At 39.5% G+C, this 23,331-nt stretch carries 21 protein-coding genes; 7 read left to right on the plus strand and 14 right to left on the minus strand.

From position 1 onward, the window contains the following. Nucleotides 1–19 precede the first annotated feature (19 nt). The gene (locus LEP1GSC195_RS03605; protein WP_232227652.1) at nucleotides 20–475 is read left to right on the plus strand and encodes a methylglyoxal synthase; all 456 of its coding nucleotides are present in this window, start codon (nucleotides 20–22) and stop codon (nucleotides 473–475) included. On the opposite strand, the gene LEP1GSC195_RS03610 is transcribed toward LEP1GSC195_RS03605, so the two are convergent. Then, complete coding sequence (locus LEP1GSC195_RS03610; RefSeq protein ID WP_015679957.1) at nucleotides 452–928, minus strand: SRPBCC family protein; 477 nt, start codon at nucleotides 926–928, stop codon at nucleotides 452–454. The two genes, LEP1GSC195_RS03605 and LEP1GSC195_RS03610, sit on opposite strands and share 24 nt — an antisense overlap. A 59-nt stretch (nucleotides 929–987) precedes the next feature. On the opposite strand from LEP1GSC195_RS03610, the gene LEP1GSC195_RS03615 reads away from it, so the two are divergent. Beyond that, nucleotides 988–1,515, plus strand: a complete 528-nt coding sequence (locus LEP1GSC195_RS03615) for a hypothetical protein (protein WP_232227654.1) — start codon at nucleotides 988–990, stop codon at nucleotides 1,513–1,515. Here LEP1GSC195_RS03615 and LEP1GSC195_RS03620 read toward each other — a convergent pair. Both LEP1GSC195_RS03620 and LEP1GSC195_RS03625 read right to left on the minus strand, forming a co-directional pair. Continuing rightward, nucleotides 1,472–3,508, minus strand: coding sequence for a tetratricopeptide repeat protein (locus LEP1GSC195_RS03620; RefSeq protein WP_015680100.1), 2,037 nt, complete (start codon nucleotides 3,506–3,508; stop codon nucleotides 1,472–1,474). The genes LEP1GSC195_RS03615 and LEP1GSC195_RS03620 overlap by 44 nt on opposite strands. Next, nucleotides 3,489–5,522 carry a 6-bladed beta-propeller gene (locus LEP1GSC195_RS03625; RefSeq protein WP_015680089.1) on the minus strand — a complete coding sequence of 678 codons (2,034 nt, stop codon included), beginning with the start codon at nucleotides 5,520–5,522 and terminating at the stop codon, nucleotides 3,489–3,491. Before LEP1GSC195_RS03625 ends, LEP1GSC195_RS03620 begins: the two co-directional genes overlap by 20 nt. A 129-nt stretch (nucleotides 5,523–5,651) precedes the next feature. Here LEP1GSC195_RS03625 and LEP1GSC195_RS03630 point away from each other — a divergent pair, with 129 nt between their 5' ends. Then, nucleotides 5,652–7,241: a peptide chain release factor 3 gene (locus tag LEP1GSC195_RS03630; RefSeq protein WP_015680012.1), complete on the plus strand. Its 1,590-nt coding sequence runs from the start codon at nucleotides 5,652–5,654 to the stop codon at nucleotides 7,239–7,241. Between the two features lies 1 nt (nucleotide 7,242). Here the strand turns inward: LEP1GSC195_RS03630 and LEP1GSC195_RS03635 are convergent, their stop codons facing one another. The 4 genes from LEP1GSC195_RS03635 to LEP1GSC195_RS03650 are packed head-to-tail and all read right to left on the minus strand — an operon-like array spanning nucleotide 7,243 to nucleotide 13,107. Further along, nucleotides 7,243–9,156, minus strand: a complete 1,914-nt coding sequence (locus tag LEP1GSC195_RS03635; RefSeq protein ID WP_015679929.1) for a PP2C family protein-serine/threonine phosphatase — start codon at nucleotides 9,154–9,156, stop codon at nucleotides 7,243–7,245. A gap of 3 nt (nucleotides 9,157–9,159) precedes the next feature. Next, nucleotides 9,160–10,092 carry an LBF_2017 N-terminal domain-containing protein gene (locus LEP1GSC195_RS03640; RefSeq protein WP_015680015.1) on the minus strand — a complete coding sequence of 311 codons (933 nt, stop codon included), beginning with the start codon at nucleotides 10,090–10,092 and terminating at the stop codon, nucleotides 9,160–9,162. After that, nucleotides 10,089–10,982: a FecR domain-containing protein gene (locus LEP1GSC195_RS03645; protein WP_015679907.1), complete on the minus strand. Its 894-nt coding sequence runs from the start codon at nucleotides 10,980–10,982 to the stop codon at nucleotides 10,089–10,091. The genes LEP1GSC195_RS03640 and LEP1GSC195_RS03645 overlap by 4 nt, the downstream gene beginning before the upstream one ends. A 22-nt stretch (nucleotides 10,983–11,004) precedes the next feature. After that, complete coding sequence (locus LEP1GSC195_RS03650) at nucleotides 11,005–13,107, minus strand: (Fe-S)-binding protein (RefSeq protein WP_040506257.1); 2,103 nt, start codon at nucleotides 13,105–13,107, stop codon at nucleotides 11,005–11,007. Nucleotides 13,108–13,230: 123 nt separating this feature from the next. On the opposite strand from LEP1GSC195_RS03650, the gene mqnC reads away from it, so the two are divergent. Next, nucleotides 13,231–14,340: a cyclic dehypoxanthinyl futalosine synthase gene (mqnC, locus tag LEP1GSC195_RS03655; RefSeq protein WP_015680024.1), complete on the plus strand. Its 1,110-nt coding sequence runs from the start codon at nucleotides 13,231–13,233 to the stop codon at nucleotides 14,338–14,340. 158 nt (nucleotides 14,341–14,498) lie between these two features. Here mqnC and LEP1GSC195_RS03660 read toward each other — a convergent pair whose 3' ends face one another. From LEP1GSC195_RS03660 to LEP1GSC195_RS03670, 3 genes are read right to left on the minus strand one after another with little or no spacing between them, the layout of a single operon-like run. Beyond that, entirely contained in the window at nucleotides 14,499–15,692 is a 1,194-nt protein-coding gene (locus tag LEP1GSC195_RS03660; RefSeq protein ID WP_015679898.1) for a GGDEF domain-containing protein, read from the minus strand. A gap of 56 nt (nucleotides 15,693–15,748) precedes the next feature. Continuing rightward, nucleotides 15,749–16,567: a GerMN domain-containing protein gene (locus LEP1GSC195_RS03665; RefSeq protein ID WP_015680171.1), complete on the minus strand. Its 819-nt coding sequence runs from the start codon at nucleotides 16,565–16,567 to the stop codon at nucleotides 15,749–15,751. Between the two features lie 34 nt (nucleotides 16,568–16,601). Continuing rightward, nucleotides 16,602–17,246, minus strand: coding sequence for an HAD family hydrolase (locus LEP1GSC195_RS03670; RefSeq protein ID WP_015680068.1), 645 nt, complete (start codon nucleotides 17,244–17,246; stop codon nucleotides 16,602–16,604). A gap of 82 nt (nucleotides 17,247–17,328) precedes the next feature. Here LEP1GSC195_RS03670 and LEP1GSC195_RS03675 point away from each other — a divergent pair, with 82 nt between their 5' ends. Genes LEP1GSC195_RS03675 through LEP1GSC195_RS03685 form a run of 3 tightly spaced genes read left to right on the plus strand, consistent with a single transcriptional unit; the run spans nucleotide 17,329 to nucleotide 20,200 of the window. Next, entirely contained in the window at nucleotides 17,329–18,534 is a 1,206-nt protein-coding gene (locus LEP1GSC195_RS03675; protein ID WP_040506259.1) for a KamA family radical SAM protein, read from the plus strand. Continuing rightward, a complete protein-coding gene (locus tag LEP1GSC195_RS03680; protein ID WP_015679879.1) occupies nucleotides 18,531–19,526 on the plus strand; it encodes a D-alanine--D-alanine ligase family protein in 996 nt (331 codons plus the stop codon). Before LEP1GSC195_RS03675 ends, LEP1GSC195_RS03680 begins: the two co-directional genes overlap by 4 nt. After that, nucleotides 19,523–20,200 carry an iron-containing redox enzyme family protein gene (locus tag LEP1GSC195_RS03685; RefSeq protein ID WP_015680179.1) on the plus strand — a complete coding sequence of 226 codons (678 nt, stop codon included), beginning with the start codon at nucleotides 19,523–19,525 and terminating at the stop codon, nucleotides 20,198–20,200. Before LEP1GSC195_RS03680 ends, LEP1GSC195_RS03685 begins: the two co-directional genes overlap by 4 nt. On the opposite strand, the gene LEP1GSC195_RS03690 is transcribed toward LEP1GSC195_RS03685, so the two are convergent. The 4 genes from LEP1GSC195_RS03690 to bfr are packed head-to-tail and all read right to left on the minus strand — an operon-like array spanning nucleotide 20,190 to nucleotide 23,295. Beyond that, nucleotides 20,190–20,540, minus strand: coding sequence for a DCC1-like thiol-disulfide oxidoreductase family protein (locus LEP1GSC195_RS03690; RefSeq protein WP_015679851.1), 351 nt, complete (start codon nucleotides 20,538–20,540; stop codon nucleotides 20,190–20,192). The two genes, LEP1GSC195_RS03685 and LEP1GSC195_RS03690, sit on opposite strands and share 11 nt — an antisense overlap. A 6-nt stretch (nucleotides 20,541–20,546) precedes the next feature. Further along, entirely contained in the window at nucleotides 20,547–21,692 is a 1,146-nt protein-coding gene (locus LEP1GSC195_RS03695) for a hypothetical protein (RefSeq protein WP_015679819.1), read from the minus strand. Further along, entirely contained in the window at nucleotides 21,689–22,765 is a 1,077-nt protein-coding gene (locus LEP1GSC195_RS03700) for a THUMP domain-containing class I SAM-dependent RNA methyltransferase (protein WP_015679923.1), read from the minus strand. The genes LEP1GSC195_RS03695 and LEP1GSC195_RS03700 overlap by 4 nt, the downstream gene beginning before the upstream one ends. A gap of 53 nt (nucleotides 22,766–22,818) precedes the next feature. Next, nucleotides 22,819–23,295: a bacterioferritin gene (gene bfr, locus LEP1GSC195_RS03705; RefSeq protein WP_015679983.1), complete on the minus strand. Its 477-nt coding sequence runs from the start codon at nucleotides 23,293–23,295 to the stop codon at nucleotides 22,819–22,821. Nucleotides 23,296–23,331: the final 36 nt, after the last annotated feature.

The following is a 23,331-nucleotide window of genomic DNA, read 5'->3' on the forward strand; positions in this document are numbered from 1 at the left end:
TGGCAAGAACTATCATTCTATGGTACTAATTCAAAGAAAAATGGAGATCACTAAAAAGATCGTTCTCATTGCACATGATAATAGAAAAGAAGATTTATTAGATTGGGTAAAATACAATAAAGGCACCCTTAGCAAACACCATCTATCCGCAACAGGAACTACTGGAAAGTTGATTCACGAACAAATAGGTCTCCCTGTATTTCGGTTCATCTCTGGTCCTCTCGGCGGAGACCAGCAGATTGGATCCAAAATTGTTGAGGATGGAATTGATTTTATGGTTTTTTTCTGGGATCCCCTCTCTGCTCAGCCGCATGATCCAGATGTAAAAGCATTGCTCCGAATTGCAGTATTGTATAATATTCCAATGGCCTGTAACCGATCTAGTGCCGATTTTTTAATCTCGTCCCCTCTAATGGAAACAGAATACAATCGTCAATTGATTGATTACGGATCAAGAATACCGGCAAAGAATTAATTTTGCTTTTACCCCAAAGTGATTTGCTGTGAGCGCGTGTCGTTTGCGGAACATAAAATAAAGGATAGGGAATAGAAAAAAACGTGAGATAGGCCAAAGATAGTAGTCTATTTGAATTTCATCAGAAAGAATACTGGAATTACTTCCATCTAGCCCATCCAAAAATCGATGTGTGTGTTGGAATCTGCGAAAGGGACCCTTTTCTTGGTTATCTTGGAAAAAGTTATTTTTGCTATAGGCAATATGTTTCGCAATCCAGGTTAGTTTCCAAAAGGGCAGAATGGAAATCTTCAAAACTACTTCTTCTCCCGCTTGTATGGATCGCGGGGATTTTATGATTTCTATTCCGTTTGTTCCACCCACTAAAGTTTCAAAACCGATTGGATCTTCGTGGAATTGAAACAGAACTTCCTTTTTGACGGGAAAACTAGACCTGTAAATGAATGTATTCATAATGATTAGAAGGTAATGAGTTCAAAATGTTTTGGTTTTCATTTCAAAAAAAGAAACAGATGTTAACGATCTCCGAAGATGCCAAAGAACGTATAGATGCGGAATCGAAAAAACTAGGGCAAACTCAGGTATTGGTCCTAACTTTGGAACAGAATCAGAAAGGAGTAGGTTCTGTATTGGTTGGATTTGCAGACAAAACTAATTCTGATTCTGGATTGATCCGTTGGCAGGACGAAAGTACCAAAACACTCCTTTCTTTGGGAGAACTTAGGTTCGAATCAGGAAAATTCTATTTTTACCCAAACATAGATTTGGAATGGAAAAAAACACCAAGATCGGAAATCCAGAAAATAATTTCTAACTATGCATTTACAAAAGAACCTATTTATTTAGAAGCTAAAGAGTTCTTTCGTTTGCGTCCAATTTTATCTCATTGTTTACGGAGAGAAGGAATACTTTCGATTTATCTAGAAGGAAATATTTGCCAATTAGAGATTCCAAATCTTACCCAAGAGAAAGAAGAGAAAATTTCAGAGGATCTTCTTACTTATCTGTCTTCTCTGTACGCAAGTCCTTGGGAAGAATGACATCATCTCCTGTTGCCAATTCTTTTTCCCATCCACGGATACTCGGTTTCACAGAAGAAATAGATTTACCAAGTTCCGTAATCTCACCTTGAAATAGACTTTTTCCTTTTCTTTGAAATTCTAATTTTGAATCTTTCTTTAATCCATCATCTTTTCCAAGAGAGACTATTACTTCATCTTTTTTGACCTTTAAAATCTTCCCTTCTTTGGGAAGTAAGTCTTTGATACGTTCTGAGATGCGGTGTATAATGGTGGGCAGGCTATCTCTGCCTCGTTGGTTTGTCGACCAAGTGGCAATATCCCTTAGACTATCTCTGTCATAAACGGATACATCAAGTCGAATATCTCCATCTTTGATTTGATATCTCCCATGGACAACATAACGAACCTTAGCTGCATTTTTTCTTTTCGAATCAAGAAGGTGAAGGTTATCAATTTTGAATGGTAGGGTTTGGGAAAAAGGATGAAAATTTGATTCTTTGAGTAGACCTCGGATGTGTTTTAACTCATCACCGTCTACAACTCTTACGGATTGTATTTGTTTTAAATTATATCGAAATGCTTCAGCCAAAAGTCTTCCCGCTTGTAGGTGATAGGGGAAAGCCAAACTAGATTCCAGATCAAAAACATATACTTCCGGACTGAAACGGACAGTGTTTTCCTGGATTGAGTTGGGATCTATTTGGATATAACCTTCTCTGAATTCAATAGAATCCTTAAGGTTTTTGATCGAAAACTCCAGTTTGTTTTGAAGTTTGAAAGAATTTGGATCTTCTTCTCTTAGGCGAAGTAATAAATTTGTATATTTAACTGCCTCACCAGTTTGGTTATAAAATTCTAATAGTTCCTTTCGGATAACTGGCGTCTGTGGGCTAAGATCTTTGGCCCGTTTTAAATGAAATAAAGAGCTTTTATGGTATAATGAGTGTTTTTCTGAATAAAAACGATCTCTTCTGTAATCTCCTAATTCTCTACGTAACTTAGATTCTTCCTTTTCTGAAGCAATCGTATATTCTTCCGCTTCAAAACGCAAAATCTCATCTAAGTCGTCTAACTGCAAAGCCCTTCGGTAGTGGTAAGTGGCAAATTTTGTTTCTCCAAGTTCCCAAGCCAAGTTTGCTTCCAGACTATGATAGAGTTGGTTTTCTGGAAATTCTCTGGCTAATTCGTATATAGATCGGAAGGCTCTTTTTTTAATTTCTTTATCAGCAGTTTGGTTTGCGAGAATGATATCATGATAAACGGAAAAGAATCTCGCCTGCTCTCCTTTCGGATCTAAGTTGATGGAATTTTGAAGTGCGTCTTCCACAAGAGGAAGTACCGCCTTCAATTGATTGGGATAAAAGTAGTTTTGGTATAAAAGAACTTTGGCTTTAAATGCAAATCCGTCCGCATCATTTGGTTCCTTTTTTGAGTAAGAATCGATTGCATTATAAGCATCATTATAATTTTGTTTAGTAAAATAAAGTTCAGCTAACATTAACAATAAATCAGCCGGCTCATCGAGTCGAGTTGCCAATGTTTTGATTTTATAAATGGCAGAATCCAGTTTTCCTTGTTTTTGCAAGGATTTTGCTTCTGTAATTCTTAAACCACTATGATTTGGAAATTCTACGAGTAAGGGGTCTATCAACTTTGCTATTGCGGCAAAATCAGAATCACGTAAATAAATTTCAGATAAACCAATAACACCAGGAATATGTTTCGGTTCTCGTTCTAGGATTTCGAGATAAAATTTCTTACTTTCTCTGAAGGCACCTAATCGAAAGCTACAATCTGCTACTCCTAACTTTGCATCGATTGAGTTGCGGTTCTTTTGAAGCGCAGATTGATACAATTGAATTGCCTTTCTACAATTGTTTTCTGATTGGTATCGTTTTCCGTCGGTAATATCTTCTAAAGTAGTAGTCTCAGCGTTTAAAAAAGAAACCGATACTAATAAAGCAGTTATATATAGGATTAAAAAAGTAGGTTTAACGAGGTTCTGGAACAAAGTATCCTCCTTCATCTCGACCTTTCACGCCCCTGTGTTCCACACCAATGGCTAACTTGATATATCGATTGATCAGTTCAGGATTTGTATCTGTCTTGTAGGAAAGAATGTAGCGGTAGTCTGTATGAAGTTTCAATTTTTTATATAAATCTCTTTCCTCTCCTTCGCCATCAAGAACTATGTAACGACCATTTGTTGGTCCAGTCATATCAGACCAGGATTCTTCGTATGCAGGATTTGGATTCACAGTCAGAACGTAGATTGGAATGGAATGTGCTTTAGCAAAGGCAACAATGCGCGACTTTTGGTATTGGTAGAAGCTATCTTCTCTACTTTCTCCAGAAACTAAATACACAAGGGCTTTGGGGCCTGTCTCTAAGGATAATTTCTGTAAGGCGGCAATGCTTGCTTTTCCAAAATTGAATTTTTCTTCCGAAACACTATCCCTAATTTTAGCCAGAATTTCACGTAAGGAGACGGTTTCCGAAAGAATCAAATTGCTATCCTTCCCAGCACGGTAGAGAGATATTTTATCAGTATCTCTAAGAGAGCGAAAAAAAGGAAAAAGGCCATCTTCTAGAGATAATTTGGCTTTTTTTAAACCATCACTGTTTTCGTATACCATAGCAACCGTTAGTTTGTCATTCAGCTTGTTTTTGTTTGCTAAGGAAAAAAGAGGTGTCATATTGTCATTTTCAAAAATACGAAAACTCAACCGATCAATTCCCACAATCTCTTTACCGGCACGATTACGAACACGTGTATAAATATGAATGTCTGGAAATCCAGACGTATCAATAGATTCAATTTTTAGATCTAGGTCAGAGAGTAGGAGATTTTTCTGTGAAAATATATCAATCCGGTGTTTTCCGAAATCTACAAAATACAAACTTCCGGTAGTATCCATATTTGTCGCAAAGGGGCGAAACAAAACTCGATACACACCCTTTTTATCGCGAAACTTACTGAGTTGTTTCCACTCGCCGTGTAACAAAGAATAAGTCCAAATGCCAGTAATTTCGTCTGTTAAAAAAATCTGATTGTCTAGAATACGGATACTTCTTGGTTTTTTCCATTCTGGTTTTTCGATTGTGTTTATTGTATTACCGTCACCATCAAAAATAACCACACGAAGGTTCTCTTTATCCACAACGTAAATCTTTCCATCATGGACGGTCAGCCCCGAAGGATTACCCAATTTGGAACTTCCCGAACCTTGAAACTCTAAAATAAATTTTCCATTGGAGTTAAATTTTTGAATTCTAGAATTCCCGGAATCAGCCACAAAAAGATTACCGTTGGAATCAATATAAAGAGAAGAGGGACCTCGAAACTGACCTTGTCCTTTTCCTGGACCACCAAGTGAGGATATAAAACTTCCTGATAGGTCAAAGAGTAGTACTTCATCACGTGCAAAATCAGCCACATAAATTTTTTGATTATAATAGGCTAAAGAAACGGGCCGATCAAGTTTTCTTGTAATTCCTCCGCGCCAATTCGAAAGCGGAGATCCTGCTGCATTGAATTTAATGATATTAGAAGTGTCAAAACCTGCCACATAGAAATTTCCATCTTCGTCAAAGGTAATGTCCACTGGATTACGAAAGCGGTAACCGCGAATAGAATCTCCTTCAATGGTTTTGAAATAAATTTTTTCTTTATCGGTAACACCGCCCGCAATGGCAAGCCGAAGCGCTTCTATTTTATTGATTATTAAAAGATCATTTTTGGCTTTGGAGGCGAGAATTTCTAGTTCATCTAATGCTTCTTCCCACTCACCTAACAAGTAGTAGTTGTTAGCAAGTTCCAACCGTGCAAGATGGAAATCTTTTTTTAAATTTACTGCCTTTTGAAAACGTTCTTTCGCCGCAGAGTATTCTCTTAAATTTTTATAGGTCAGGCCTCGTTTGAATTCTTCCTTGGCATTCTCTTCACCCAAGGAAAAGTTGGGAAAGTCCAGAGGGAAAATTTGTGTGCTCACCAATAGAAAGAAAAACGATAGTAACTTTCTCAAAGACACTTCCCTCCAACCCCAATCTAATGGGACATAATCTGTAAGTCAACCCATTCCTTAGGATTCGGAATGTGGTTTTCTCTTTATTCTCGACAGAATCTTAAATTTAGACAGCATGGAACCCAAGTTATGTCTCCCGAACTCATAGAAAGAGAAGTCCGCCGCCGAAAGACCTTTGCCATCATTGCTCACCCAGATGCGGGGAAAACTACACTCACTGAAAAGCTCCTGCTTTACGGAGGTGCGATTCAACTTGCCGGTGCGGTAAAGGCTAAAAAGGAAGGGAAGTCGGCTACCTCCGATTGGATGGCGATGGAGAAAGAAAGAGGGATTTCGATTACCTCGGCTGCCCTCCAGTTTGAATACAAAAATAGCATCTTAAATCTTCTGGACACCCCAGGTCACGAGGACTTTTCGGAGGACACTTACCGAACACTTATGGCTGCGGACACGGCTGTAATGGTGCTGGATGCTGGTAAAGGGGTCGAACCCCAAACCATCAAACTATTCCGCGTTTGTCGGGACCGGGGCATTCCCATCATTACCTTTATCAACAAAATGGACAGACCGACCAAGGATCTGTATGCTCTTTTAGACGAAATCGAAAAGGTGCTTGGAATCAAAGCAGTACCGGATGTGTGGCCTCTTGGAACTGGTTTTGATTTTAAGGGAGTGTATGATCTACGTGACCAACAATTGTATTTGTTCGATCGGACACCCGGTGGAAAACAAAAAGCTGTCTTTCGTATGGCAGGTCCTAATGATCCGAGTCTTGATGAACAATTTGATGAAGAAATTGTTACTGCTTTTAGAGAACAAATTGATCTGGTCGAAAATGGTATCGGAAAAGTAGACAAAAATATGTTTCTATTGGGTAAGGAAACACCAGTTTACTTTGGTTCTGCGGTAAATAACTTCGGGATTGAACTTTTTTTAAATAAATTTCTGGAATTGGCTCCGGGCCCTGACCACATTCCTCTCCGTGATGGAAATTATTTAGATCCCATCAATGCACCGTTCAGTGCTTTTGTTTTCAAAGTGCAAGCTAACATGAATAAGGCGCACCGAGATCGAATTGCTTTCCTTCGAATCTGTTCGGGTGTCTTTGAGCGTGGATTAAACGTAAATCATAACCGCTTAGACAAACCGGTGAAACTCTCCTCCAGTTTTGCCTTCTTTGGGCAAGACAGAAATACCGTGGATACTGCCTATCCGGGGGATATTATCGGACTAGTCAATCCAGGAACCTATAAAATTGGAGATGTATTGTCTACGGGAAATACACCTCCTTTACGTCCTCTACCTAGTTTTGCACCAGAACTTTTTGCGACCATTTCTTGTAAGGACACATTACAATTGAAGTCCTTTAAGAAAGGCCTCGACCAATTAGCAGAAGAAGGTATCCTTCATCTTTTCACTTCGCGAACAATTGGTGGTGGTGTACCCATCATCGGGGCTATGGGAAAACTACAGTTTGAAGTTTTTCAACGTCGTTTAAAAGATGAATATGGCGCAGAAACTTCTATACATATCCTTCCTTATGGAATCTCTCGTTGGGTGAAAAAAGAAGACAGGTCAAAAATTCCATCAAACGCAAATTTGGTAGAAGATCTTTTTGGAAATATGGCTCTTCTTTTCGATACTGAATGGGATATGAATTACTTTCACAAGAATAATGAAGGGATAGAACTTTTAGACAACCCTCCTTTAGAAGATTAGTTTAGATTACTTCTATCCCAATCCATGTGATATCATCGAGGAAGGGAATTCCTTCGTTATAGGAACTGATTTTTAACTCTAACTCTTGTTTAATAAGGGACATATGTTTTGTCCCCATTGAGGAAAAAAATTGGATAAGTTCTTTTTCCCATAACTTTTCCTGTTTAGAATTTTCTACATCTTTTAGTCCATCAGTAAAAAGATAAAATCTGTCTCCTTTGACGATCGGGAATTCTAAAATCTTTGGTTCCATACTTTGGATCATTCCAAACATTGGATTTAATTTTTCAGGACATCTCATCTCTGAATTGGATTGGTATAACATTCCTGGATGACCTGCGTTCCCGTACTGGACTGTCTTCTTATTGAAATCAAATAACAAAAAGATAAAGGGGACAAAAGCATAAGGATCTGGAAAATTAGTGGAAACCCCTTCATTCATTCTACTAAGGATCAATTTCGGATCGGATTCAGTTTTGACAATTTGGTGAAAAAGTACACGGAGCACAGTCATCATCATGGCGGCTTTAACGCCATGACCGATGACATCACCTATGGCAAAAATAGATCTGTTGTTCCCTAAATCAATATAGTCGTAGTAATCACCGCCCACTTGGATAAGAGGTTTGTACAATACTTCATAGTCCAAATGAGGAAGAATGATGATTTTATTAGGAAGGTATTTTTTTTGTAAATCCTTCGCATATTCCATTTCCTTTTCAAATTCCAGGCGTTTTTTTGTGACGTTTTGGACTAAAACAAGGGCCCCAGTGGCGAACCGATATTTTTGTTCCAAATACCAAAGTTGGTAGGTAATTTCTAAAAGATAAACGGAACCATCGGCTGAATAAAATTCTGATTCTTCCTTCCTCAGTTTGCTTTTGTCATTTTGAATCTTAGAAACACCTTTTAAGAAAGAACTTACTTCCTTTTCGATCCATTCTTTAATTGAAAGTTGGTCCCGATACAGTTCTGTTACCAAAAGTTTTGATTCGATCTCTAGATTCTCTAATAGTATTTTCCCTTTAGGATCAAAAAGGATTGCCGCATGAGGAAACTCCTGTAAAAGAAGTCTCAATTTTTGTTTAGATTCAATTTCTCTAAGTGAGATTACCGTGGAGAATACGAATGATAATACTAATAAAGACAAGGAAATAAGAATATTCTTTTTTAATGAATCTTTAATGGGAACCAAAACTAATTCTTTTGGGCTAACGATGAATAATTGAAGAGGAAGGTTATACATTGGAAAACTAACCACAAAATAATCCATTTCTTCTTTTCTTGTCTCATGCAGAGTCGGTAAGTTGGAACGAATTTGAAGTGACGATTGGACATCAGATCTCCAAAAATCTGAGACTAAAAAATCATCCTCAATAAATCCTGAAATTCCAAACCTCCCATCACTATTAAGGACAAAGAGTCCTTCATTGGGATCACTGAATGGGGAGTCTAGGAGCGAATCTTCCAAAAATTTGGTGGAATGAATAGAAATCCGTTTTCCATCGAAAACTAGAAAATAGGATTTTTTATCTGAATCTAAATTGCAACTTACGAGAGTTAATTCTGATAATTCTTGCGGGTGATTTGTTACGGGGTTACAGTTTTTACTCACTCTATTGAGGTCTGCGGGAGAAAGGATCCCTATCGTTTTTTTTTCAACAAAATCTAAGTTGATTTGTTCCCGGATTTGATTTTCTAAATCAATCGCAAGGAGTTGGATTCGGATCAATTGAAACCTTTGATTCCAGTCCAGCGCTTCCTTATACTGAGAATAATTCATGGAAGAAACAAGTAGGAAATAGGGAAGAATAAGAAAGGTGATAATCGATAGAAATAATTTAAGAAAGGATTTGGTTTTGATTACAAATAAAAAGTTTCCATACAATTCCAGAAACCAACTAACATAGCGCACGGATTAGTTATCCTGTTTCAGCTGTTTCACAACGATTCTTTTTGGAATTTCTTCATTTCCCAACCTGTCGGTGGCAGAAATTTCAACTTCCAAATCTTTAGAACAAGATTTAATTAACTCTGTCCAAGAATTCTTCGAATCCCAGAGAAACCATTCAGTAATGGCACTTGAGCCACAGGAGCTACGAAAACGAATGGTATCAACTCCGCATCCTAAGTCAAAAGATTGGAGTTTAAGACTTGTATTAGGTGATATATAACTTTGACCTTTGTTTTTGTATGTTTCTGGTTCCCACAGAATTTTCGTATTAGGTGGTGTATTGTCCACGCTGAATTCCCAGACCTGCATAGAATCAGAGATACCGAGTTCGTTGGTCACTTGGTATTCCAATCGGTAATCCCCATCTTTGGTAAATGAGAGCTCCGGAATTTGTGTCACCTTCCAGGGACCACCGTTAAGACGATACCGAACGGAAGTCTTAATCGTTTCTTTGGTCACTGGCATGACTTGAATTTTACTTTCCGTTAGAAAGAAATGATTTGTTCCTTCTTTTGAAGAGATCTGAATCAATACATCAGTTTTAGTGGGTTTACGGGAGACCACTTTTGTAGTTTCTTTTGGTTTGTTTTTCCCAAAGGAATTCACTGCAATCAAATCAGTCCAAAATCCACGTACTTGGCGTTTGGCAACGGCACGGATTCGAAAGTATTCATACCCATCCGGAATATAAAGTTGGATTTTCCCAGGATGGGAAACCACTCGAAAAGGAATTTCTAAATCAAGAGACCTTCCTTTCCATAATTCGAATTCATATTGAATGATATCGTTTCGCTCTGGCTCTAAAGTAAAATGAATTGTTTTTGATTCTGAAAAGATTGGGAATGCGATTCCACATAACAGGAATTTATAGACTAAGATTTTAAATGAAGTTTTCATTCTTCTTTTGGCTTCGGTGGATCTGGTACGGCAAATGGTTTTAAAGGCGGTTTACCTTTTTCAACAAATGTGGCAAATCCTGAAGCCACATTCACAGTCACATTTTGGGCGCTGACAGCGACTAATCCTTCATAACAACTTAGAGTTGTATTTCCCTGTTCATCTACTTCTGTAATGAAGTCTGTACCTTTAACTTCAGAAACAGCTGCATCCGTTCTCAAGAGGAACATACGTTGGTTAGATGAGGGCTTTTTTTGGATGAGGGAACGAATTCTCCCCTTACGAAGATAAAGTTCATCGGGTTCGGTATCCGATTTCCCTTTTTCCATAATGATATGGCTATTTTCTGTGATTTCAAATCTAGATCCTGAAAGCAAAAGGAATTGTGCTTCTGACTCTTTGAAGGTTCGCACTTCGTCTTTTGCATAAAGACCCTCACCGATAGTGGCTCCTGACCAATCCGATTGTTTTTGAGAAACTCTAAGTACCTCCGTTTTTCCTGTATATCTTTGGATGTCCGCTAACGGTTTTTTCCCTAAACTTTTAGGAATCCACAACTTCATTCCAGGGATGATTAGATTTGGATTGTCGATTTGGTTGGATTTCAGGAGTTCCTTCCATTTTCTCGGATCATCCAAATAAGTTTTGGAGATGATACTTAAAGTTTGTCCTTTTTCAACAACAATGGTAATACCATCACCTTCCGGCGGTTGGATCCTCTGTTGTTTTGGCTCTGATTGAATGGAGGAAAGAGAGAAACAAAAGATGAGAAAAAAAGAAATAATTTTGGGATTTAGAATTGTTGAAATCCGAATCAAAAAGGTGGAAGTTTGTTTCCACCTTCTTAATTGCAACATAGAAAGAAAAGCGAGGAAATTCTGAGGGTTCATTCTTTCCTCGCTAGTTAACTTGTTAGTCGATATTCTCGGCTACAAGCTCCGCAATGTCTTTTACTTTAACGGAATCAATTTTCTCTGCAGCTTTGACTCCATCTGTAATCATAGTGATACAGAATGGGCATGCTGTAGCGATGGTTGTAGCACCCGTATCCAGGAGTTGTCCTGTACGTTTGCTGTTCACACGCATACTTTCTGGATTGGATTCATCTACGTGTTCTTCCATCCAATACTGTGCTCCACCCGCACCACAACAAAGTCCTTTGGAATGATGGTCGACAGCCTCTTCGATTTTTCCACCGGATACTTTTTTCACAACATCACGAGGGTTATCGTAATTGTTGTTATAACGACCGATGTAACAAGAGTCGTGGTAAGTATATTTTCCTGTGTTTGCATCATCTGCCACTTTTACATCAATTTTACCTTCTTTGGAAAGTTGGTTGATGTATTCGGAGTGGTGGATGACTTCAAAGTTTCCGCCAAACTGAGGATATTCGTTTTTGATTGTATTGTAGCAGTGTGGACAAGCAGTTACAATTTTTTTGATTCCGTAACCATTGATTGTATCCACGTTGGTTTGTGCTAATGTTTGGTAGAGATATTCGTTACCGCCACGGCGAGCCGAGTCTCCCGAACATCCTTCTTCTGTTCCAAGGATACCAAAGTTAACATCTGCTTTTTGCATAATCTTGACAAAATCACGAGAGATCTTTTTGTTTCTTTCATCAAAAGCACCCGCGCAACCTACCCAATAGAGTACGTCTACGTTTTTGTCTTCGGCTTCTGAAAGAACTTTTACATTCAAACCTTGTGCCCAGTCTGCTCTTGTATGAGCTCCCACACCCCATGGATTCGAGTTGTTTTCCATGTTTGTAAAGGCTTTTTGAAGTTCTGGACTCATTTTAGATTCCGCAAGAACTAAGTGACGTCGCATTTCAATGATCGCATTGACTTGGTTGTTTCCTACTGGACATGCTTCTACGCACGCATAACAAGTAGTACATCCCCAAAGTGCTTCTTCGCTTAAACCTTCGTGAGAGTTGATCACACCTGTTTCTAAAGCAGCAACAGCTTCTGCTCCTTCTTCTGGAGTTTTACCCGCACGTGCAGCAGCCACTTCTGGCATCTTCTCCAACATTTGGTGTTTGAGTTCTACAATGATTGCTTTTGGATTTAAAACTTTTCCTGTACGGTTAGCCGGACATTCTACTTGGCATCGACCACATTCAATACAAGACATACCGTCGAGTAGGTTTGGCCAAGGGAAATCTTCCACTCGGTTGGATCCCCAAACTGCGTTTTCATCGTCTAAGTTGAGTTTAGAAAGTTGGCCTTTAGGAGTGTCTGTTGCCAGGAAGTAGTTAAAAGGAGCAAATATTAAGTGAGCGTGTTTTGATGTAGGAACATACAACATAAACGAGAACACAGTAATGATATGGCCCCACCACATAATTTGGAACACAGTGTCCGCATTGGAATTGGCAACACCGATAGATTCCCAAAGTTTTCCAATGGCTCCATCAATCAGTCCTGCATGAGTAAAGTAAGTGGCAGCAACTGTCTTTGCACCATTCCCAAGTAAGGTGGTGACCATAAGGGTTGCAATCATACTGATCACAATCGCAGAAGCTGGTGAGTGAACATCCAAACCTTTTGCTTTTTTGATCCAACGTCTCCAAGCGAAAAAACCGAGACCGGTTAAAACGAGGATGGATACATAATTGACTGCTTGTTCGTAAATATGATTTGCTGCCTCACCAAAAAGGAAATTGGGAAGTGCAAACTTGTAAGGGTCGTCCATTGCATAACCGAAAATACCGGCAACCATTTGGCTTGTTGTATGGATGGTGTACACTAGGAATCCGTAGAATACAAATGCGTGCATAATTCCACGTACAGGTTCCCGGAAATTTTTCTTTTGGAGGACGACGTTAATAAGAAAGCTCTTTAAGCGGAATCCGATATTTAGGTTCTTTTTTGCATCCTCATTGAAGAATGCAGGACGACCGTTGAAGATCAGTCCGAGCCTGTAAAGGATTGCGCGGACAAACACAACGTTTGCCACGACGAAAAAAGCTGTGAATAATAGGTGAAAGATGATTCTTCCGATATCCATTTATGTTTATGCCCTTAAGGTGTTTGGTATTTCCTAGGATTTGTATAGAAAAATGAATGTCCAGGAAAATTCGGTTTTTACAGGGATCTGTAAGCAGATTTCCTGTCCAAGTAGGTAGAGATCATGAATTTAGCTTCTTTTTCCCTTAGCCCGAGCGACCCTGCTGATTCCGTCCTTTTGGACGCAATTCAAGGCAAACGTATCTCCCCAGAGGAGGCTCTTGTCCTCTATAAGTACGGTGATTTTTTAAAGATCCAAATGGTGGCCCGGTATTTACGCGAAAAGGTAAGGCCCCATACAGAGGCCAGTTACACTATGTTCCGGGTTGTGAATTATACAAACTATTGCAATGTAGAATGCAGTTTTTGTTCCTTTATGGATGAAATTGGGAATGGAAAAGGTTACGTTCTCTCCAAAGAAGATATCTTACAAAAAATGGACTACGCCGTGGAAGAGGGAGCAGACCAAATGTTCCTGCAAGGGGGGGTATATCCCGAACTTCCTTTTGATTACTACTTAGATGTAATCCGGACAGTAAAAACAAAATACCCCAAAATGCACATTCGAGCATTTTCACCGGTGGAAGTGATCAACTTAGAAACCATCACAAAAAAACCATTACGTGAAGTACTTTTGATTTTGAAAGAGGCCGGCCTTGACTCCGTTCCCGGTGCTGGTGCAGAAATTCTAACAGAAAGAATGCGCCAAATTATATCACCTAAAAAAGCCACTGTATCTGAATGGGTTCGAGCTATGGAAACTTGCCATGAAGTGGGACTTCTTGGATCTGCGAACGTTGTTTTTGGATCCGAAGAAACAGAAGAAGAAGTAATAGAACACTTAAGTGTGGTTCGCGACCTCCAAGACCGCACAGGTGGATTTTTATCTTTTATCCCTTGGACCTTCCAACCACAAACCAAACGTTTTAAAGTAAGATCCGTTCCGACTCATGAATACCTCAAGGTACTGGGAATCTGTAGAATCTTTCTAGATAACATCAAACACATTGAAACTTCTGTGATGGTTCTTGGAAAGGGAGTGGGGCAACTAGCTTTGTATTCGGGAGCCGATGATATTTCTTCTGTGGTGATCGAAGAGAATGTACTTCGTTCTTTTGGACTCAAAACAGAAAAGGAAGCACGGAAATTCTTGAAGGAAGGTGGGTTCCAACCAGTTCGGCGGAATCTACTTTATGAGGAAGAATACGATTGCAACCAAGTAGGAGTGGATTGAGTTTCCAATTCCTTTCCCAGTAGGTTTTCAGTAAAAAAAAAAGATGGGGTGTTCCCCCCATCTTTCGAAATTTTACACCTTATCCGTAATGGACATAAACTGAGAATCAGTCTCAATTTCAACGGTATTAAAATTCGCAAAACATGTCGATCTTTTTTTTATGATTCGATGAGGGTGATTCGGTTTCTTCCCTCATTCTTTGAGGTGTAGAGGGCGGTATCAATTTTGTGATAGAGTTCGTCAAAACTGGGGTCATCTTCGGGACGAAAGAGTGTCGCTCCAATGGAGACCGTTAAAGTAAGAGATTCCCCCGGTTGGTTGTGGATTGGGATTTGCAAACGTTCCAATTTCTCTCGAATGGACTCAGCCAGAACTTGTAAACCTTCCTTATCGATAGGTGAAACAAGTAGACAAAACTCATCTCCACCAATCCTTGCTGCGATGTCTGTAATCCTTGTCCTAGACTTTACCGTTTTGGCAAAAGCTTGGATCGCAAGGTCTCCTTGTTTGTGGCCATATTTATCATTAATCGCTTTTAGACGGTCTAGGTCCAAAATCACAAGTCCGATGATGAAGCCTTCACGGTTAGATCTTTTTTTATAGAGATCAAATTGTTCTAACAAATGACGTCTGTTAAATAGCTCTGTCATTGAATCCACTCGAGACAAATCTTCGATCTTTTGATTGATACGAAGTAACTTTCCCACCGTGATGCGAAGTCTCGCTTTGACTCTGTATTCTTCGAAGCGCCAGTAGTTAATGAGAAGGTTTGCCACAAATCCAAAAGCAAGTAAAAACGAAACAATGAGCACATCTTGGTAGAAAACAAATCGATCAAACCCTTGGCTTCGAGAGAAGTTCAAATGCAAAGGAATAAAAACTGCAATGTATAAAGTAGAAAGTAACAAAATCCGAAATGGTTCAATCCATAAAAGGATCGAAGCACTGGCAATGACAATGGCCGAACCAAACAAATAATACGCATGGTTAGGTTTGTCATACACCATCATTGGTATGTAGAGTAGTATAAGCCCTATGAGTACTAGACTTGTGATTCCATAGATATGTTTTTGGTATAACTTAACCCTTTTTCTACCAAAGAGATAAACAAAGAAACAGATCGCAAGGGAAGAGATCCTAAAAAAAGCAATCCAGAAACTTGCCTCCTTGGTTCTCACAAGAGAATCCACAAAAAGGAGAGAGATGATCGAGGTGAAGGCCGTCATCACGCTAAAAATCTGTAAAGAAGACCCAATGTCAGAGATATTGGTGGATGTGAAACTGGGATGGTAGGTTCGTAAAAACATTTTACGAAATACAAAAAAATACCTTTTGAATGTATGCCTACGCATGAGCGAACCAGAAATCAGAATACAGCAAATCTAGGATCTGTAAACCATTTACTAAATTAAAAAATGATTACCTTTCGTTGGGATTTGGCAAGAACCTCTGGAATCGTCAAACCATCACTTCCTAAAGTTCGAATTCTTTCTCCATTAGAGTAAAGAACCACAGCTTTAATCCCAAAATTACCAACCATAGTAAAAATGATTTGGTCCAAGCGATCTTTTAAGATTTCCATACTCCCGCCATAATTGATGTCTTCAGAGACAGAGATATGAAGAATCCCGTTTTCCAATCGGTAATTTGGCTCCATTCGGATTCGTTTGGATAGAGCAGAAAGGACACCTTTTCCTTTTTCTTCTGGATTCGGACCTTTGGTGAGTTCTTGGAATAAAAAGGGGATGGGGTCTCCACCAGGAAATTCTCTGGATAGTTTTACTAGTTGCGATTGGCTGTTTTTCCCGGTACCGTAAAACTTTAAAAAATATACGGGAAGGTAACCCGCATCCGCTTGCAGGCGTTTGCCGGCGCCCGGGAATCTATCCTCGGGAAGAGTGATCTCAGGAATGGTTTCATCTATTAATTTTTGACGCAGTTTTGATTTTGGTTCAGAATCAGGAAAGGTTTGTGTGAGGACTTCTTCTTCCCAATTCAAATCATCTTCCCAGTTCTCTTTGGCAAAAGGGTCTGTGGCTTCCGCAAATTTAGATTTTTCTTGGGACTTCCCGATGTTACGAAATCCTTGTTTTGGAAAGAAATTTCCACCTGCTTTCGGATCAAACCCCATAGACTTTTCAATGAGAACGAGTACAAGAAAAATTCCGCCAAGCAAATAGCGTAAAGATTTCCACTTGTCTTCTTGGATTTGGGGAAGTACCGCCACACTATAAATGTCGGAGAAAGAACAAAAAGAGGGTTTAAAAAAACTGTTTTAGAGTTGGTAAATCGTCAAATTTCCATTCAAAATCGGGAATTTCACCGGGAAGGCCGTGGCCATAGGTGCAAAATCCGAAAGGGCAACCAGTCTGCCTAGCGGCTTCCCAATCGCTATGTCTGTCGCCAATCATCGCAATGGAACTTGGTTCCAAATTGTATTTACGAACATATTCGGCAAGGATTTCCCCTTTCGTATGGATTGTGTCTTGGTTGATGACAACGATTGGTTCGAAGTATTGTAAAACTCCTGCTGTGTCCAAAACCGTTTCAATATAAGCTTTTCTTCCATTGGAAGCACAGGTGATGGTGTATCCCTTTTCTTTTAGATAATGGATGGTAGACCCAACCCCAGCGTAGAAATCCCCGCCACCACTTCGGATGGCATCGCAGAGAAGGTCTAGAACTCTTCCAGAAATCAGATCGCGTTCGGATTCGGGAAGGTCAGGCAAGAGATTGGCAAAAATGGTCCTGACTGGTTTTCCAATTTCATTCATAATCTGGTCATGACTTGGTAAGGACGTGATTTTTCCCGTCTTGCTTGCAAACTCTTCGATTGCCTGCACATAGGTCTTAAAGATTATGGATTCTGAGGAAAATAAGGTCCCGTCGACATCGAAGGCGACCATGCGGATTTCCCCCAGGCGGTTTTCTTGCATTACCACCAGAAAAGAATTTGGCGGTGTCTTGGCAAGTAAGGAATTGGAAGTTATGCTCGTGCAAAGCAGTTTATCAGAAGTTCTTAGGGCACGTAGTGAGTTGTTTTCCCGGACAAATTGGACGGATCCAACCTCACAGTTGCAAAACAGAGTCAAAGGGGAAGACTTATCTAAATATTTTGTACTTACTGAATCTGAAGAAATTGGAATTCGTGAGACCATCCGCTTACATGTCTCTACGACACCATATTATTTATCCCTCTCAGACCCTCTTGATCCCAATTGCCCCGTTCGAAGGATGATCGTACCTAGGTCGGAAGAAGCAGTACTCTCTTTGGAAGAAAGTGCAGACCCTTTGGATGAAGAACGCCTAAGTCCTGTTCGTGGACTTACACATATGTATCCCAATCGGGTACTTTTATTTTCCAACCATTCTTGTAGTGTGTACTGCCGTCATTGTATGCGCGGTCGTAAGGTATCGTCCAATGAAGAACGTATGGAAAAGGGAGATTTAGAAAAAGCCTTCGATTACATTCGTAACCATAAAGAAATTGAAGATGTTGTGATTAGCGGGGGAGATCCTCTGAATTTAGCAGATTCCCGATTGGAGTGGATTTTGTCGGAGCTCCATTCCATCCCTCATGTAAAAATATGTAGGCTTGGCACTAGAAATCCTGTCACCTTGCCTTTTCGCATAACAGAAAGTTTGTGTAAAATCATAGAAACCTATAATGATGAAAATCTATCCATTTTTTGTAACACTCAGTTCAACCATCCCAAAGAATGTACAAAAGAAGCTAAAGAAGCCATCCTTCGTTTGTTAAAAGCAGGAGTTTCAGTGGGAAACCAATCTGTGCTTTTGAAAGGAATTAATGACAATGAAGAAGTAATGCTTACACTTCATAAAAAATTATTAGAGATGAGGGTTCGTGCTTATTACCTTTATGATCCAGAACTCATTCCTGGTTCCAGGGGTTTTCGAACACCACTTGCCCGTGGAATTGAAATTGTAGAATACATGCGTGGAAAAATTGGAGGAATGGGGATTCCTCAATTTGTGAATGATTTGCCTGGTGGTGGCGGAAAAATTACAATCGCTCCCAATTGGTATTTAGGATACTATCCCAAAACCCGCCAGCATGCCTTCCGGTCTGCCGTTACAAAAAAAATTCACCTATCCTTTGAACCTGTGGGTTCTGACAGAGAATCCTATTATCCCATCATCAGCGAACTGGATTGGGAGAAACTGGGATTATGAAACGCACTGTGATTTTGGCTTGCGATCTCTATGATGAGAAAACTCCAGAACTTTGCCAAGAATGGGAATCGGAAGTTACCATTCAATCTATGGAAGATACGGTTCAGAAACTTGGATACGATGTTGCGATTTTATCACATCCCACAGAAATTGCCTCAGTTCTTTCCAACATCCCACCAAACGATAGAAAAAACTGGATTGTCTGGAATCTGGTCGAAGGATACCATTCCCCTAATAGAGAGGCCTACATACCAGCGTTATGCGAATATTTGGCAATTCCGCATACGGGAAGTTCGGCTTCGGTACAAACCTTAACTCTCGATAAATACAAAACTAAATTATTTCTAAAATCTTTTGGAATTCCCACAGCGGATTCGCAGCTCATCCGAAATCCAAACGATATTCCCAAAATCCCATTTCCTTTATTCCTAAAACCCAACGGGGAAGGTTCGAGCCTTGGCATTGGAGAAAAAAACCGAATCGAGAAGATCGAGGATTGGGATGTGGTTTCGTCACCACTTTTAAAAATATATCCAAGTTTACTGGCTGAAACTTACCTGTCAGGTCGAGAACTGACCATTGCCGTTCTTGGAAACCAAGGAAATTACCAGGCCATACCACCAGCCTTTGTAGACTATCCAGGTTCCGTGTATAGTGACCTCGTCAAATCCAAAGAAAGTTTTGTAGAATCCTTGGACTTCCAGGTGCCAGGTGAGTTATCCGATTCGCTCCAGTCTTATTCTTTAAAAATAGCAGAGCTTTTGGGTAGTTCCGGTTACATTCGATTGGATTTTAAATTAGAGAAAGAACAACCTTATCTTCTGGAAGTCAATGCCACTCCCGGATTTTCATCCATTTACTCCACCTTGCCCTTGTTATGGGGAAACTCTGGAAAAACTTATTCCGAACTTATAAACCATTGTTTGGAATTGGGATTTGAAGAATACAATCATCATTTTCGTTATCAATATGCAAAGGATCGAAACTTATGAATTTAATAGAAACTTTAAAAAAGGATGTGGAAACTCATCCAGTGTTAGTCTCCCGGTGGTTATTAGAACGAAACATTTCAATGAGTTTTAATGACTTAATTTTATGGCTTAGCCAAGAATACTTTGTTTCCATTGGCTTTGTGGATTGGTTTTTACAAGTGGCTGCAAAAACAAGAGACCAAAATGCAAAGATTGTTCTCGTGGAAAATATATGGGGAGAACTAGGCGAAGGGAAAATTGCTGATACCCATGTTTCTATCCTCATCGAGTTTTTAACAAAACTGAACTTTGATTTTTCAAACCATACCTTGCTCCCAGAAACAAAGACTTATTTGGATAAAATGGAATCCATTATTGGAAAAGGTTTTTTCTATGGTCTCGGTGCTCTTGGTCCTGCGAACGAATACCTTCTGAAACTAGAATACTCTCAAATCGCTCAAGCGTACAAAAAACTAAAATTGGAAATGTCTTTGCCGGAAGGAAAGTTTTTCCAAGTGAATTTGGATGCTGATGAAGGCCATAGCCAAAGAATGTTTGAGCTCATTGAAAAAACTGCCATTACGGATGAATCTAAAAACCAAGTGCTTGAAGGGAACTTACTCGCCCTGGTCGCAAGGCAAGATTTTTATACCGGGCTTTCCCGTTTGGATCGGGAACGGCTTACTAAAGTTTAGAGCGAAAACGTTTCAATAAAAACATAGTGGCCATACCCAAAAAAGGAATGAGTGGCAAATACAATAGAATGGCCAAGTATTTGTATTTGTCCATTTTCCAAAGGATTTGCCTTACCGCAAAAAAGCCGGGGTAACGATTTCCTTCTTCAATGAACTGTACTTCTCCGGCACAAAGTTCGTTTGTCAGTTGTTTGTGAAGAAATTCTAGTTCCGCTTTGGATAGTTGATGATAAGAAACAATGGCTATTTTATCGTTTGTTTTTTCCCTGATGGATTTTGCCAGTCGAGTGCAAAAACTACAGTTCCCATCATAGACGAGTATGGATTTTTTAGTTTGCATAAACTGTTATTTTGGAAAAAAATCTTCTGGTTGTTCTTTTAACGTTTGTATGGTGGCAGGGATAAGTGACCTGTCGAGGCCGAGCCAATAGTAAAACCAACTTTCATCTTTTTCAATTCCTTGGGCTACTGACATATACCATTTGTTGATATTGTTGTCGGGTTTACTGCGCCAAAATAGGGGACGGCAGTGTTCGAGAATTTGGTCCCAAATATCGCGTCCTACACCTGCTCCTCTGGCAAGACCATTCACAGCAAATTTAGAAAGTAAGTATCCGTGTTCCGTTTTTTGCATCCAAGCACAAGCCCTATAAGATTCTTCTAAAAATAAGACATCAAATTTTGTCTGATAGAATTCTGGTTTCAAAGGTTTCCCAAAGGATTCTTCGATGAGTTGGAATACTCGCTTCATATCTACATCATCAGTGGAATGGCAGACTCTTATCTTATTTTTCCGCTTAACAAGGGTTCCGCTTCCTTTAACTGTAAAAAGTTCTGTAAGGAGAGTGAAGGGTGATGTGAGTACAATACTAAATTTTGGGTCTTCAATTTTGGATAATAAATCTTCTGAAAGATTTACAAATTCTTCCTGTGACCTGGATAAACTGATCCCCGCCGGTAGAGAGAAACTCTTATCCCTTTGTAAAATGGATTTTACTTTACCTGAAATTGGATCTTTTAGAGGACCATCAATTGAAACATAAATGACTTTTGAAGAATGAAGGATTGACCTGCACCGATCCAGGAGGGCAGAGAGTTTTTCCGAATCATCATCCCAAAGCAAAATAGGAATTTTTTTCTGGCGGATACTTTCTGTCACTGCCTCTTTTAGTGGTTGGTTACGGTCGACCACGTGGTAGGTAAAACCTAGGCTTCTTTCTCCTTCGGAATTCATTTGTTCTAAAGGGAAAAATACTTTTAAATACTGGAAACTATCGACTTCTAAAACAACAAAGGGAAATAAATCCAACTGGTAGAGTAACTTTAAATCCGAGAAGAGGGCTTCTGAACTATCAAAAATGGTTTCAGAGTCTGCATAAAGAATCGCAAACGATTCAGGCGAAAGAGATTGGAATTCCTTTAAGAAAAGAAGACCATCTCTTGGGTCCCTTGTGATTTCAAAGACACGGCTGAGTACGTCTTTGGAATTCATTTCCCTCCACGGATTTCGTAATCCACAATCTTTGCTTTGAGGTTCGCATGTTTCAAACTTAAGTGGGAATTTTCTTTGAGACCAAACTTTCCGAGAAGCGAAAAATCGGCTGAAAGAACAGTAAACTTCCAACCACCGAATTCGTTTTTGATGACTCTTCCAAATTGAAAGTACATCTCACGTAAATCTTCCATGGGTTTTCCAATCCGATCCCCGTACGGTGGATTTGTGACAACATGTCCCTTGTCTCCAAAATTGTTTTTTAGTCCTAAACAATCTCCCACTTCAAATTTTACAAAGTCTTCCACACCAGCCTCATAAGCGTTTTCTTTTGCTATACGAATGGCTTCTGGATCCACGTCAAAACCAAATAGATGAGGTGATTCAGGTTTTTCTTTTTTTCGTTCAGAAAACACATAGGTTGGAAATAGGATTTGGAAAACAGGAGATTCCGCAAATAAAAACCGATTGATTTCACCATACAGGCGTTCTCTGAGAGCCGCTTCAATAAGAATGGTTCCGGATCCGCACATAGGATCCACTAAAGTATTTCCTTCTTTCCATCCTGACATTTCCAACATTGCTTGGGCTATGGGTTCACGCACCGGCGCATTGCCGGCAAACAAACGATAACCTCTTCTTCCCACAGGATCTCCCGAAAAAGAAAGTTCGATACTAAACCTATCGGTATGGGATCTCACCACAATCGTGATATCTGCCATTCGTTTTTCGATTTCAGGAAGGGGAATTTTTTTGCTACGAAGTCTATCGAGGACAGCATCTTTCATTCGATGCATGGTAAATTCAGAATTTCTTAATTTATCTTTAGTTTCTGCATCAATTCGGAAACTGACTTCGGGACCAATGTATTTTTCCCAAGGAAGTTCACTTGCTTTAGTATAAAATTCATCATAGTCGTCTGCATTGTCGTGTAATAGTTGTAAGTTGATTCGCGAAGCAAACTTTGTGCGGATGGAAAAATCAATTACGTCTTCTTTTTTTCCAGAAAAGAAGACTCCACCTCGGTTGGAACTATCAATTTTGAGATGATGTGTTTTTAATTCGGATTCCAAAAGCGGAGAAAGACCCTCTCCGCAAATGGCATGGTAAGTAGGGTGAGTAGGTTTTATTCCGAGTCTCCTAATTTCTGAGCCAAGTAGTTTTGAATACCAATCGATTCAATTATGGATTTCTGAGTTTCGATCCAATCTATGTGTTCTTCTTCGGAAACAAGAATTTTCTCTAAAAGTTCTCTAGTTCCGTTGTCTTTTGCAGCAACACAGATATCGATTCCGCGATTGAGTCTTTCCACAGCTCCATATTCTAATTGTAAGTCATGATCCAACATTTCCGGAACAGTTTGACCTACATTGATTTTTGAGTACTTTTGGAGATCAGGGATTCCATCAAAAAAAAGGATCCTTTCTATGATTTCATCTGCATGTTTCATCTCTTCAATGGACTCTTTACGAAGGTATTCTGCTAATTCCAAATACCCCCAGTTTTTACAGACTTTTGCATGAATAAAATACTGATTGATGGCTGTGAGTTCTGCCGTGAGAACTTCCGCTAAAATGTCGATTACTTCTTTCTTTCCCTTCATATTGGGTGGCCTCATTTTATTGCGTTCAATTGGAAA

Origin of the sequence: Leptospira wolbachii serovar Codice str. CDC, from assembly GCF_000332515.2 — a bacterium.
Classification (GTDB): Bacteria; Spirochaetota; Leptospiria; order Leptospirales; family Leptospiraceae; genus Leptospira_A; species Leptospira_A wolbachii.

Coding starts and splice junctions, on each gene's coding strand:
- LEP1GSC195_RS03610 (WP_015679957.1), bottom strand. CDS start 928: ATGAATACATTCATTTACAGGTCTAGTTTTCCCGTCAAAAAGGAAGTT.
- LEP1GSC195_RS03680 (WP_015679879.1), top strand. CDS start 18,531: ATGAAACGCACTGTGATTTTGGCTTGCGATCTCTATGATGAGAAAACT.
- LEP1GSC195_RS03690 (WP_015679851.1), bottom strand. CDS start 20,540: ATGCAAACTAAAAAATCCATACTCGTCTATGATGGGAACTGTAGTTTT.
- LEP1GSC195_RS03605 (WP_232227652.1), top strand. CDS start 20: ATGGTACTAATTCAAAGAAAAATGGAGATCACTAAAAAGATCGTTCTC.
- LEP1GSC195_RS03615 (WP_232227654.1), top strand. CDS start 988: ATGTTAACGATCTCCGAAGATGCCAAAGAACGTATAGATGCGGAATCG.
- LEP1GSC195_RS03630 (WP_015680012.1), top strand. CDS start 5,652: ATGTCTCCCGAACTCATAGAAAGAGAAGTCCGCCGCCGAAAGACCTTT.
- LEP1GSC195_RS03650 (WP_040506257.1), bottom strand. CDS start 13,107: ATGGATATCGGAAGAATCATCTTTCACCTATTATTCACAGCTTTTTTC.
- LEP1GSC195_RS03660 (WP_015679898.1), bottom strand. CDS start 15,692: ATGCGTAGGCATACATTCAAAAGGTATTTTTTTGTATTTCGTAAAATG.
- LEP1GSC195_RS03695 (WP_015679819.1), bottom strand. CDS start 21,692: ATGAATTCCAAAGACGTACTCAGCCGTGTCTTTGAAATCACAAGGGAC.
- LEP1GSC195_RS03685 (WP_015680179.1), top strand. CDS start 19,523: ATGAATTTAATAGAAACTTTAAAAAAGGATGTGGAAACTCATCCAGTG.
- LEP1GSC195_RS03675 (WP_040506259.1), top strand. CDS start 17,329: ATGCTCGTGCAAAGCAGTTTATCAGAAGTTCTTAGGGCACGTAGTGAG.
- bfr (WP_015679983.1), bottom strand. CDS start 23,295: ATGAAGGGAAAGAAAGAAGTAATCGACATTTTAGCGGAAGTTCTCACG.
- LEP1GSC195_RS03640 (WP_015680015.1), bottom strand. CDS start 10,092: ATGAAAACTTCATTTAAAATCTTAGTCTATAAATTCCTGTTATGTGGA.
- mqnC (WP_015680024.1), top strand. CDS start 13,231: ATGAATTTAGCTTCTTTTTCCCTTAGCCCGAGCGACCCTGCTGATTCC.
- LEP1GSC195_RS03670 (WP_015680068.1), bottom strand. CDS start 17,246: ATGGTCGCCTTCGATGTCGACGGGACCTTATTTTCCTCAGAATCCATA.
- LEP1GSC195_RS03645 (WP_015679907.1), bottom strand. CDS start 10,982: ATGAACCCTCAGAATTTCCTCGCTTTTCTTTCTATGTTGCAATTAAGA.